We start from the raw sequence: 11,955 nt of genomic DNA, 5'->3' as shown, positions 1-11,955 counted from the left end.
TCCGCTATAATCGGCCGTAGAACGTCATTCTGGCGCTTTCCGACAGCATCACGTCCGGCTGCGCATTGTAGGCCAGCACCACCAGCATGCGCGTGATGTCGCCTTCGGTCGGCGTCACCCGGTGCATGGCGTTGCGCCCGCGAAACAGCACCAAATCCCCCTCCTCCATCGCCAGCCGTTTGGCCGCCCGCTCCCCGTCCAGCACCTGCGTGACCCCGGCATAGTTCATCTCGCCGCGATCGGCATCGCGCAGGTTCTCCACGTACTCGAAACGCCCGCCCGCCGCCGGTTTCTGGATCAGCAGCGTGATGGCGAACGACGAATTGTCGAAGTGCCAGCCCAGCTCCTGGCCGGTGTGGGCGTAATGCAGGTTGATCGACGACAGCCTATCGGCGTAGGGATACAGCTGCGCCTCATCCAGCACCGCACAGAGGAACGCGCGAAACGCCGGAGCGTCGTACAGCGCACGCAGCGGCGACTGCGGCGGAATATCTTCGTCGGTAATGCAGCCTTTGGACGACACCACCAGCCGGTTGCGCGCGTGATCGGCCGGCAGCGCGTCGTCCTGCGGCCGCAGATACACGTTGTGTTTGCTGGTGGCGTAAAACGCCGCGTGGTGCTGTTCGGCGCCTTCCAGCCGCACCGTCGCCAGCGCGGCGGCGCGCAGAAATCCCGGCAGTACTAACGCACCGCTGCGTTCCAGCGTTTGCCGACAACGGGCGCGGAACTCGGCGTCGTCGATGGGATGGGCGGGCAGATCGATAATATCGGCAAGTTGCGGCATGACATTCCCCTCGTGTGCGATAGCCGGATGCCTCTCACTGTAGCGAATGGCGCATTGCCGCCATAACAAAAATACGTTATGGATAAGCTAACCAATTCTTAGCGATAGCCCTGCCCATGCACTCACCGTCCCGCGCGCGCTTGCCCAAGCTGAGCGCCATTCTGGCGTTCGAAACCGCCGCCCGCACCGGCAGCCTGGCCCGCGCGGCGGATACGCTGGCGCTGACCGCCGCCGCCGTCAGCCAGCAGATCCGCCAGCTGGAGCAACATCTGGGGATCACGCTGTTCATCCGCGCCAAAAGCGGCGTCACGCTGACCGAACAGGGCGCGGACTACCTGGCCTACGTGCAGGAGGCGTTCGAAACGCTGCGCGTGGCGCAGCAGCACGTCGAGCGCCAGCGCGGCAAACAGGCGCTGACGGTATTCGCCCTGCCGGCGTTGGCCTCCAAGTGGCTGAACCCGGCGCTGGGCGACTGGCTGGCGCAGTGCCCCGACGGCGATCTGCGGCTGCACGCGACCCATGCGGCGGTCGATTTCGCCCATTCGGCGGCGGACTTCGCCCTGTGCTTCGGCGATCAGGACTATCCGCTGCTGGAAAAGGTGCGGCTGTTTCAGGATCGGGTGCAGCCGGTGTGCAGCCCGGCGCTGCGCGATCGCGGCGACTGGACGCAGCTACCGCTGATCCACGTCGACTGGGGCAAGGAGAGCCAGTTTCTGCCGGGCTGGCACGAGTGGTTCACCGCCGCCGATCGAATGCCGCCGGCGCGGCGCGGGCTGACCTATAACCTGACTTCGCTGGCTATCGACGCCGCCGTGCAAGGGCGCGGGGTGCTGCTCGGCCAGCGGCGGCTGATCGCCCGTGAACTGGCGGAAGGCCGGCTGGTCACCCTGGCCGAACCGGCGCTGCCGCTCAGCAAACCCTACTACGTGGTTTACCCGCCGCACACGCTGGAAAAACCCGGCGCCGCAGCGTTTTTGGGCTGGCTGCAAGCACTCGCCCTCGCCGCCAGCACCTAAAATCCGCAACGTGATGTTTGCTGGCGTCAGACACAACCCTGGACGCTTAATGCCCTCGCCTTAGCCTGTTAATTTATTCCTGCCGACCGGGATCATGAACGGGCTCCCTCTTCGGTCACAATGCCACTTACTTAAGCCTCCGCCTCTGCAACTGCCACATATTGCATCGGCCTCTTATCGTACCAAATGAGGGTTATTCCATGATTTCATTAAATGATTATGCCAATCTGCGCAACTATGCCGGCAGCGAAACCGCAGTGATGCTCGAAAACCGCTACCACCATGGCGTATTTACCCGAGACGACGCGGATTCCACCAGTCAGGATAACGGTGTTACCCTGCTCGTCGACGCGCAAAACCGCCGCTGGAAGCGCATCATCAATGACGGCGATTACAGCATCGATTGGTGGCACCTGCCGGGCGATGAGCTGGATTACTCTCTGACCATCACCCGCGCTTGCAACTTCTTGCAGGTCAAAGGCGAAGAGTGGTGGCAACTGCCGATCCCGACGACCCCTGCGGGGATTACTCTGGTCGGCCCCGGCGGCGTACGCCCTTGTAAAACCACCGCCAACCTGAAGCTATGGAAAAACGCCGTCGATTTTAAGGGCACCATTCTTGATTTCAGCAGCGCGGCCAATATCGAGTGCGTACGCGTGCAATACTCTTTGGGTGCGCCGGCGATTTACAACCTGCGCATCGTCGGAGCGCCCGGCGCGGCGGCCAATCTGCGCGGCCTGTGCGTCTACAGCGATGCCTCGAACATGCACGGCCTGCCGGCCTGCCAACTGCTGGTGCAAAACGTCTGGCTGACTAACCTGCACAAGGGCATCGTCTTCGGCAACAACGCCTATATTCAGAGCTGGCACAGCATCATGGTGCGCGGTTGTGTGTGGCCAATTTGGTCGGAAACCACCGCCAACGCCGGCGAAAAAATCGTCTTCTACAAATGCCTGTTCGGCGACAGCCGAAACTACTATCAGGGCGTGCATACTTTGGCCTTCCGAGATTGCTCTTTCGATTACAGCGGCTTTAACAATGAAACCGAACAGTTGGCCAATACCGATTACGGCTTGTTTGATCTCAAAGGCGGCACGCTTGACTTTAAAAACTGCCACTTCGAATGGGGCAACGCCAACTGCCGCAACTATCGACCGGTATTTACCAGCGACAACGGCGGCACGGTAAAAATCAAAGACAGCCAATGGCACAGCGTGATGACTAACAACACCGATACCGGCAGCAAGGTGCCTTATCAATACGTTGAATATTTCTACTTCGATAAATCCAGCGATCTGAGCGGAAAATGTTATATCGATGGGTTCGATCTGGTGAACGCCGACATTAAAAAAGGCTGGTCCAACAACCACATCGAAATGAAAAAGATCGTCGCGCCTGGCTATGTCAACATGTGGCGTCTGCTCTATCTGGGCGATGGCGTCAACCATCTGCCGGAACCCACCTGGAAAGAGAGCAGTGCGCTGGCGCTGAATAATGTCTACGCCTTCGGCGGCGCACGCGTTTCGCAAACGGAAACCGCCGATTTGGCAGTAACGCTGCAAAACGGCGTGCTCACCGCCACCACCAAAACGGCGACAACGGCCGACAAGCGCATCGAGATCTACTTCCCGATCGCGAAAAATGATCTGGTGCTGTGGCGCGCCACGTTGGCAAACCTAAAAGGCCAGAACAGCCTTGATGTCACAATCGGCACCTACCAAGGAAAGTATGTGCTGAACGGCGATGCCGGCGTCACCACCTTGCTGGAAAAAGTCTGTCAGTGGGGCCGCACCGGCACAGTCACCCCGACCACTTCAGCAACGATGACCTCGGATCGCATTACCGCGCTCGACGTTGCCGAGTATTTGCCGCTGCCTGAGGGCTACGTTAATTACGCCCGCATCGCCATCGTGCTGAAAAACTTTGTCGGCAGCGCCGCTCAGCCAACCTCGGTGGACATTACCAAACTGCTGTGTCAAAAGATCGACATCGTCTCCCGCAACCCGCATAAATCCTGGTAACTGCACAGGCCCCATCAGGGGCCTGTTTTTGTTAATGCGCGGAATAACCGCCGTCGATGCAGTAGAAGGCGCCGGTGGCTTTCCCGCTATTTCTTTCCTGTCCTGTTTTCAACGCATCCAACTTGGGATGCGCTTCATGACTGAAGATCGCCTGCGCCACGAAACGACACTGCATTCGAAGAGGAACGCCGCGGCGTTTTTGGGCTGGCTGCGGGAACTGGCTCAACGCTCGGCATAGCGTTCAGGTTTTGGCCATCAGCTCGCCCAGCAGCAGGTTGGTGGCGCGCGGTTGGTACACTTCATTGCCTGCACCGGGGGTGAGCGTCAGCTCGCCGATATAGAGCCTGTCTTGCGTCAGGTAGAAATCGACCCGGCAGTAGTCCAGATCGGCGGCAACCGCTTGGGCGACCTCAATCATCTCATCCCAAAAGTCAGGCTTCGCGTGCAACGTGTTGATCTGGGGAATATCTTTCTGGGTAAAAAAGCAGTGATGCGCATGGCGGTCCAAAAACTCCAGCGACGTCGGCTCCGGGCCGCCCCGCAGCAACTCCACGAACAGATAAGGCTGGCTGCCGTTAAAAACATGCACTTTATAGTCGATCAATTCACCGTCGCGTTCGATGTCCAACAGGTTTTCAACCACAATTTGCAGTGGGATCTTCGCATAGTGCTTCTCACGAAAGCGCTTCCAATACGTTATTTTTGACCATTTCTTGAGAGTGCTTGCAACCTCATCATAACTCACTCGCGCTTTATCTCTGACAATCTTAACTTGCTGCGAGGCATTATTTGTTTTGATAACAAAAGATTGAGGCAACGACAAATAGTCTTGCTCAGTGAAGTTCTCCGTTATCATGATGACCGGCGTTAGGTATTTTTCCGAAACGCGACTGGATATATAATCCCTCACCGCCACCTTGTCCGCCAACAGGCTGAACTCTTCGCGCGGGTAGCGCATTCTGTGGTAAATCCTTTCGGAAAAACTTTTAGGATTCAAAAAGTTGACAAAGCTTCCGTGAGCAAAATAATGCGACAGCTGATAATAAATAAAGTCAGGCGAAACCTTATAGAGGTATTTTACGAATTTTCTCATTCCGTTGATTCATCCATTAATCCAACATAACAAAAGACCCAGCTAAAGTTTAAATGCAATTGACTTCAATTGTAAAATATAAAAAAAGCCTTGGTGATTATTAAAGGATAAAAAACGGAATAATCCTATATCATAAGGTATTCAGGGAAGCGTCAGTGAAACTAAAGATCATAGACTTCAGCATAATAAGAAACGCTTCCTGGATGATAGCGGAAAAGACGGTATCAATCCTCGGCGTTATATTCATCACCGCCTACATGGCCAAATATATTGGGCCGGAAAGCTTCGGAAAGATTACCTTTGCCACGGCGATTTTCGCCATTACCCAAACGTTGGCGCTGCTGGGGTCGGACACCATCCTCTTCAAACGCATTAGCCGTAATCCGCGCTCCGGCGCAGCGCTGATGTTCTCCACCAACCGGCTGAGGCAAGCCTGTTTCCTGGCCTTTTCTGCGATCATCTTGCTTTATACCGGGCTGCGGGAAGACTTCACGACCTTTTACTTTTGCGCCGCCACATTCCTGGCCTCGTTTTTTTCACTCAAAGACGTCTTCGCCATTTACCATGACGCCCGGCTGGAATCGCGTTTCAATACCCTGGCCAACGTGGCCGGCTTAGCCAGCGCATTATTGGCTCGCTGGCTGATCGTGTTTTTTGATCTGCACCTGTACTTTCTGGCCATCCCTATCGTGATGGTGTACCTCATCCCCTATCTGATCCGTCATCACCTTTATCATCGCCGCCATCCGGGCTTTTCGGCCCCCGGCCGTATTCGGCGCAAATATGTGCGCTATCTACTCGCCAGCGGCCTGCCGTTGGCGGTATCCAATGTTTCCATCGCCATCTATACCCGGCTGGCGCAGCTGTTTTTGATGTGGTTCGTTTCCGCCGCGGTGCTGGGCATTTACTCGGTCGCCATTACCCTGGCGACCGCCTGGATGTTCGTTACCGATGCCGTCATCACCTCGTTCTTCGCGAAAATATTCGCCTATCGGCGCGAAGACGCGATGCGCGCCGCGGCCAAACTGAATGGGTTGGTGCTGGCCATCGCCTTAGCCATCGTCGCCGGGATCGTTTGGCTGGGCAAACCGGTCATCGCACTGTTGTACGGCGAGCAATACCTGGCGGCCTATGCCGCCATGGGGGTGTTGGCCGTCGCCACCCTGCTCTCCGCCCTGGGGACCGTGGCCTATAAATACATCGTGCTGTTTTCCGGTTATGGCTTCCTTTCCCGCAAAATGTTGTTGGTGTTTATCATTAACATTCCCCTGTCATACGGCCTGATTCGGCAATACGGCATGATGGGCGCCGCTTACAGCACCTTGCTGACCGAACTGCTGTCATTGACCGTCCTCAACTATCTCTTTCAACGGGGTACCGTACTGAAAATGCATCTGCGCTCACTGAACCCGGCGCTTTACCTAAGACGCCCGTCGGGAAAGTAATCCGGCTGCCGAGGCGCAGCACGTAATGCGCTCACAAACGCCGCAAAGCCCGCTATTTTAAGCCTACTTTTTCTCATGCGAGACACCCTGTGGACACCCAACGCTACCTGCAGCATATCGGCTTTACCGGCGTCGCCCGCCCCGATCTCCCCACGTTGCAACAGCTGCATCATCGCCACATGCTGAGCGTGCCGTTCGAGAACCTGAGCATTATTTATCATCAGGGTATTCAGCTGGCGCCCGAAGCGCTGTTCAGCAAAGTGGTCGAGCGTAACCGCGGCGGTTTCTGTTATGAGCTGAATACGCTGTTCGCCCTGCTGCTGCGGGAGATCGGTTTCAGGGTGAGCTTTATCTCCGGCGAGATCCGCGCGCGCGACGGCCATTTCGGCCCACCCTACGACCATCTGGCGCTGCGGGTGGATCTGGCGGGCCAGGCCTGGCTGGTGGACGTCGGTTTCGGCGATTCCTTCCTGACGCCGCTCAAAATCGTCGTTGCCGAGCCGCAACCGCAGGCCAGCGGCACCTTCCACCTGGAGCGGGAAGGCGAATATTACCTGCTGGAACGCCGCAACGGCGACCAGCGCTCGCATGCCAAAACCCTGTATCGCTTTACCGTTCAGCCGCGCGAATTGCATGAGTTCGACGAGATGTGCCACTTCCACAGCACTTCGCCGCAGTCGCATTTCACCCAACGCCTGGTGTGCTCACGGCCGACGGAACACGGCCGGGTGACCCTCAGCGACATGAAGCTGATCGTGACCGAAGATCATCAACGCCACGAAACGACGCTGCATTCGGAAGAGGAACGGCGAGCCGCGCTGTGGCGGCATTTCGCCATCGATTTGGATCGTTGACGGCGCGGGCGGCGTCCTTTTATTACGATTCTGTTACATCGATTGCATAACCGCGCTTGGCTGATTGCCAGCATCGCGGCGGCAGGCATCATAGGATCATGATTCGGCAACAGAGTGCGAAAAATGATCCGTGTGATACTGGTCGATGACCATGTGGTGGTGCGCTCCGGCTTTGCGCAATTGCTCAGCCTCGAAGCAGACATCGACGTGGCGGGGCAATACAGCAGCGCGGCGGCGGCCTGGCCGGCGCTGCTGCGCGACGACGTCAGCGTCGCGGTGATGGACATCGCTATGCCGGATGAAAACGGCCTGAGCCTGTTGAAACGCCTGCGGGCGCAGAAGCCGCAGTTTCGCGCGATCATACTCAGCATTTATGACTCCCCCACCTTCGTGCAGAGCGCGCTGGATGCCGGCGCCAGCGGTTATCTGACCAAACGCTGCGGGCCGGAAGAGCTGGTGCAGGCGGTGCGCTCCGTCGATATGGGCGGCCATTACCTGTGCGCCGACGCGCTGCGGGCGCTGCGCGGCGGCGAGCAGCCGGCCACGGCGCTGGAAGTGCTGACCCCGCGCGAGCGCGAAATCTTCGAGCTGCTGGTCAAAGGCGACAGCGTAAAGGAGATCGCTTTCAAGCTCGATCTCAGCCATAAAACGGTACACGTACATCGCGCCAACGTCCTGGGCAAGCTGCAGTGCAACAGCACCATCGAGCTGGTGCATTTCGCCCTCGATCATCAACTGCTGGCGGGGCATTGATGTCACTCCGCTCACGGCGCTGGGTTATCTCGCTGTTTATCCTGTTGGCCTGGGGCAGCGGCTGGCTGATGCTGTGGACGCTCGGTTTCTATCTGACCCACAACGGCAATCAGGCGGCGCTGTTTCTGCCCCACGGCGTCTATCTCGCGCTGCTGATCTTGCTGGGGCGGCGCTATTGGCCCGCCCTGATAGCGCCGCCGGTGCTGCTGCTGTTCTGGCTGCACGGCGAACGCCTGCTGAGCGGCTACGGCCTGCTGGCCGCCCCGTTCATCACCCTGATCCCGGCCGCGCTCGCGCAACGGGTCTGGCGCCGTTTTCCGCTCTACTGGCAACGGCTGACGCTGCTGCTGGCCGCAGTGACCGCCGCCTCGCTGCTCAATACCGCCCTGCTGTCGCCTTTCGCGCAGAGCCCGGCGATGCTGCTCGGCCTGGCGTCGTTTACCGGCGGTGTTTTGTTGACCCCGTTCGTCTACCTGATCTTTGAATTTCTGCGCCAGCAGCACCGCTACCATCTGCTGGGGCTGGACACCGCCAACCCGCCGCTGCGCGCGTCCTTAATCATCTGGTGCAGCCTGTTTTTCGTTATCGGCATCGGTACGCAGATGGTGCTGTCGCCGGAAATCGAGCGCCTGCTGCTGATCGTGGTGTTTTTGCCGAACGTGGTGATGGCGTGGAAGTTCGGTTGGCAGGGCGGCGTGCTGTCCGGCCTGCTCGGCAGCATGATGATCACCCTCGCGCGGCAGGTCGGCGTGGGGTTCGGCAATCTGGTCGAGCTGGAAATCTTTCTGGCGACCCAGGCGCTGCTCGGCATCGGTCTGGGCATCGCCATCAGCCGTCAGCAGCACCTGGCGCAAAACCTGCACCACTATCGCCGACGTCTGGAAGAAGAGTTGGCGGCGCGGCGGGCGTTGACCGAAAAACTGATCCACACCGAAGAAGACACGCGAAAGAACCTGGCGCGCGAGCTGCACGATGAAATCGGCCAGAACATCACCGCCATTCAAATTCAGTCGCAGCTGGTCAAGCGGGCGCGCGATCCGGCGCAAACCCAGGCCGCCGCGAACCAGATAGGCGATCTCGCCCGGCGCATTCATCACTCCACGCGCCAGCTACTGCGCCAACTTCGCCCGCCCGCGCTGGACGAGCTGGCGTTCAAAGACGCGCTTCACCACCTGCTGAGCGAATTCGCCTTTAGCGAGCGGGGCATCCGTTGCCGTTTCGACTACCGCCTGACCGACACGCCCGCCGGCGAGACGGTGCGCTTCACCCTCTACCGGCTGCTGCAAGAGCTGCTCAACAACGTGTGCAAACACGCCGAGGCCAGCGAAGTCGCCATCGTTTTGTATCAGCAAGGCGCCATGTTGCACCTCGAGGTACGGGACAACGGCGTCGGCATCCATGCGGGCAACGCGCCGGGCTTCGGCATTCAGGGAATGCGCGAACGGGTCAGCGCGCTCGGCGGCGAACTGACGCTGGAAACGCAGCGCGGCACCCGGGTAATTGTTAACCTGCCCACAAATTTGCAACAAACCGCCGACTAACTAGGAAAAAGTCTTAGCCACTCCGGACTTTATCTCATCCCCTTTCCTTTTCACCTTCTTATAGTCAGCACCAGGGAGGCGGCTATGCAAGCACGCTCAGCATCTGAAATCGATCATCGTTACCGCGCGCTGCGCCCGCGGCTGCTGCTGTACATGGTCATCGGGTACGCCGCCTTCTACCTGACGCGCAAAAGCGTGAATTACGTGCTGCCGGCGCTGCAAACGGATTTGGGGCTGGATAAAGGAGACATCGGCCTGCTCGGCTCGCTGTTTTATCTGAGCTACGGCCTGTCGAAATTCGTCGCCGGGTTGTGGCACGACGGCCATGGGCAGCGCGGGTTTATGGGGATCGGCCTGTTCGCCACCGGTTTGCTGAACGTGGCGTTCGCCTTCGGTGAATCGCTGACGCTGCTGCTGGCGGTCTGGGCGCTGAACGGCTTCTTTCAGGGCTGGGGCTGGCCGCCCTGCGCGCGGCTGCTGACCCACTGGTATTCGCGCAACGAGCGCGGCTTCTGGTGGGGCTGCTGGAATATGTCGATCAACCTCGGTGGCGCAATTGTGCCGCTGATCAGCGCCTTCGCCGCCCAGCGCTGGGGCTGGCAGGCGGCGATGTTGATCCCGGGTGCCGTCAGCATGGTGCTGGGCATCTGGCTCACGCGGCAGCTGACAGGCACGCCGCAGGAAGAAGGCCTGCCGTCGGTCGGCCAGTGGCGCCACGATCCGCTGGAGCTGCGCCAGGAACAGCAAAGCCCGCCGATGGGGCTGTGGCGGATGCTGCGCACCACGATGCTGAAGAACCCGATGATCTGGTTGCTCGGCGTCTCTTACGTGCTGGTCTACCTGATCCGCATTGCGTTGAACGACTGGGGCAACCTGTGGCTGACGGAAAGCCACGGCGTCAACCTGCTCAGCGCCAATGCGACGGTGATGCTGTTCGAGATAGGCGGCCTGCTCGGCGCGCTGTTTGCCGGCTGGGGCTCGGATGTGCTGTTCGGCGGGCAGCGCGCGCCGATGATTTTGCTGTTCACGCTCGGACTGATGGTTTCCGTCGCCGCGCTGTGGCTGGCGCCGGTGCACCACTACGCGCTGCTGGCGGGCTGTTTCTTTGCGGTGGGCTTTTTTGTCTTCGGCCCACAGATGCTGATTGGCCTCGCCGCCGTGGAATGCGGGCACAAAGGCGCCGCGGGCTCCATCACCGGCTTTCTCGGCCTGTTCGCCTATCTGGGGGCGGCGCTGGCGGGCTGGCCGCTGTCGCGGGTCATCGAAGGCTACGGCTGGTCAGGCATGTTCAGTTTGCTGTCGATCGCCGCTGTTCTTATGGGTTTATTGCTGATGCCGCTGCTGATGGCGAGCGTTACCACCTCTACCGAGAGAAGGATAAAACAATGAAAAAAACGTGGGTCACTACCCTGATAGCGTCCGGCATCGCGCTGGCGACCCTGAGCAGCGCCGCGCACGCCAAGGGCCGCCTGGTGGTCTACTGCAGCGCCACCAATGAAATGTGCGAAGCGGAAACCAAAGCCTTCGGCGAGAAATATGACGTGAAAACCGCGTTCATCCGCAACGGTTCCGGCAGCACGCTGGCAAAAGTGGACGCCGAGAAGAAGAACCCGCAGGCGGACGTCTGGTACGGCGGCACGCTCGATCCGCAATCCCAGGCCGGTGAAATGGGGCTGCTGCAGCCGTACAAATCGCCGAATCTCGACCAGGTCATGACGCAATTCCGCGATCCGGCCAAGCTGAAAGGCAACTACTCCTCGGCGGTCTACGTCGGCATTCTCGGCTTTGGCGTCAATACCCAGCGCCTGAAAGAGAAAAATCTGCCGGTGCCCAAGTGCTGGAAAGACCTGACCAAGCCGGAATACAAAGGCGAGATTCAAATCGCCGATCCGCAAAGCTCCGGCACCGCCTACACCGCGCTGGCGACCTTTGCCCAGCTGTGGGGAGACGATCAGGCGTTCGCTTACCTCAAACAGCTGAACGCCAACGTCTCGCAGTACACCAAATCCGGCATAGCCCCGGCGCGCAACGCCGCCCGCGGCGAAACGGCGATCGGCATCGGTTTCCTGCATGACTACTCGCTCGAAAAGGAACAGGGCGCGCCGCTTGAGCTGATCTCGCCGTGTGAAGGCACCGGCTACGAAATCGGCGGCGTCAGCATCCTCAAAGGCGCGCGCAACCTCGACAACGCCAAATTGTTCGTGGATTGGGTGTTGTCGAAAGAGGCGCAGGAGCTGGCGTGGAAGCAAGGCAAGTCCTATCAGATCCTGACCAACACCACCGCCGATACCTCGCCGAACTCGCTGAAGCTCGACGACCTGAAGCTGATCAACTACGACATGGACAAGTACGGTTCGACCGACGTCCGCAAGGCGCTGATCAATAAATGGGTCAGCGAAGTCAAGATGGGTAAATAAGCCCACATTCTGCGCCTGTTGCCGGGTAAGC

11 protein-coding genes are annotated in these 11,955 nt (G+C 59.2%); 8 read left to right on the top strand and 3 right to left on the bottom strand.

What is annotated here, in order from left to right; translation table 11 throughout:
• Positions 1 to 4: 4 nt before the first annotated feature.
• Entirely contained in the window at positions 5 to 784 is a 780-nt protein-coding gene (locus ACP3TA_RS12250) for a HalD/BesD family halogenase (RefSeq protein ID WP_033642261.1), read from the bottom strand.
• Between the two features lie 116 nt (positions 785 to 900).
• On the opposite strand from ACP3TA_RS12250, the gene ACP3TA_RS12245 reads away from it, so the two are divergent.
• Together ACP3TA_RS12245 and ACP3TA_RS12240 are read left to right on the top strand one after the other, a co-directional pair.
• Complete coding sequence (locus tag ACP3TA_RS12245) at positions 901 to 1,800, top strand: LysR substrate-binding domain-containing protein (RefSeq protein ID WP_426784622.1); 900 nt, start codon at positions 901 to 903, stop codon at positions 1,798 to 1,800.
• Between the two features lie 200 nt (positions 1,801 to 2,000).
• On the top strand, positions 2,001 to 3,821 hold the full coding sequence (locus ACP3TA_RS12240; protein ID WP_047572275.1) for a hypothetical protein: 1,821 nt from the start codon (positions 2,001 to 2,003) through the stop codon (positions 3,819 to 3,821).
• Between the two features lie 31 nt (positions 3,822 to 3,852).
• Here ACP3TA_RS12240 and ACP3TA_RS12235 read toward each other — a convergent pair whose 3' ends face one another.
• Both ACP3TA_RS12235 and ACP3TA_RS12230 read right to left on the bottom strand, forming a co-directional pair.
• Positions 3,853 to 3,996 carry a hypothetical protein gene (locus tag ACP3TA_RS12235; RefSeq protein WP_157993241.1) on the bottom strand — a complete coding sequence of 48 codons (144 nt, stop codon included), beginning with the start codon at positions 3,994 to 3,996 and terminating at the stop codon, positions 3,853 to 3,855.
• Between the two features lie 66 nt (positions 3,997 to 4,062).
• Entirely contained in the window at positions 4,063 to 4,914 is an 852-nt protein-coding gene (locus ACP3TA_RS12230) for an ATP-grasp fold amidoligase family protein (protein ID WP_033642258.1), read from the bottom strand.
• Positions 4,915 to 5,069: 155 nt separating this feature from the next.
• Here ACP3TA_RS12230 and ACP3TA_RS12225 point away from each other — a divergent pair, with 155 nt between their 5' ends.
• The 6 genes from ACP3TA_RS12225 (at position 5,070) to ACP3TA_RS12200 (ending at position 11,924) form a co-directional block, all read left to right on the top strand.
• Entirely contained in the window at positions 5,070 to 6,359 is a 1,290-nt protein-coding gene (locus ACP3TA_RS12225; protein WP_046686607.1) for an oligosaccharide flippase family protein, read from the top strand.
• Between the two features lie 89 nt (positions 6,360 to 6,448).
• Positions 6,449 to 7,213, top strand: a complete 765-nt coding sequence (locus ACP3TA_RS12220; RefSeq protein WP_426784619.1) for an arylamine N-acetyltransferase family protein — start codon at positions 6,449 to 6,451, stop codon at positions 7,211 to 7,213.
• 123 nt (positions 7,214 to 7,336) lie between these two features.
• Positions 7,337 to 7,966 carry a response regulator transcription factor gene (locus ACP3TA_RS12215; RefSeq protein WP_033642255.1) on the top strand — a complete coding sequence of 210 codons (630 nt, stop codon included), beginning with the start codon at positions 7,337 to 7,339 and terminating at the stop codon, positions 7,964 to 7,966.
• Positions 7,966 to 9,507, top strand: a complete 1,542-nt coding sequence (locus ACP3TA_RS12210; protein WP_285141729.1) for an MASE1 domain-containing sensor histidine kinase — start codon at positions 7,966 to 7,968, stop codon at positions 9,505 to 9,507. The genes ACP3TA_RS12215 and ACP3TA_RS12210 overlap by 1 nt, the downstream gene beginning before the upstream one ends.
• Before the next feature lie 60 nt (positions 9,508 to 9,567).
• Entirely contained in the window at positions 9,568 to 10,896 is a 1,329-nt protein-coding gene (gene uhpC, locus ACP3TA_RS12205) for an MFS transporter family glucose-6-phosphate receptor UhpC (RefSeq protein ID WP_258007692.1), read from the top strand.
• Positions 10,893 to 11,924, top strand: coding sequence for an ABC transporter substrate-binding protein (locus ACP3TA_RS12200; protein WP_033652370.1), 1,032 nt, complete (start codon positions 10,893 to 10,895; stop codon positions 11,922 to 11,924). Before uhpC ends, ACP3TA_RS12200 begins: the two co-directional genes overlap by 4 nt.
• Positions 11,925 to 11,955 lie beyond the last annotated feature (31 nt).

It is taken from the genome of Serratia sp. 2C06, from assembly GCF_050037615.1.
GTDB lineage: Bacteria > Pseudomonadota > Gammaproteobacteria > Enterobacterales > Enterobacteriaceae > Serratia > Serratia ureilytica.
This window is presented reverse-complemented; position numbering and strand designations above follow the sequence as displayed.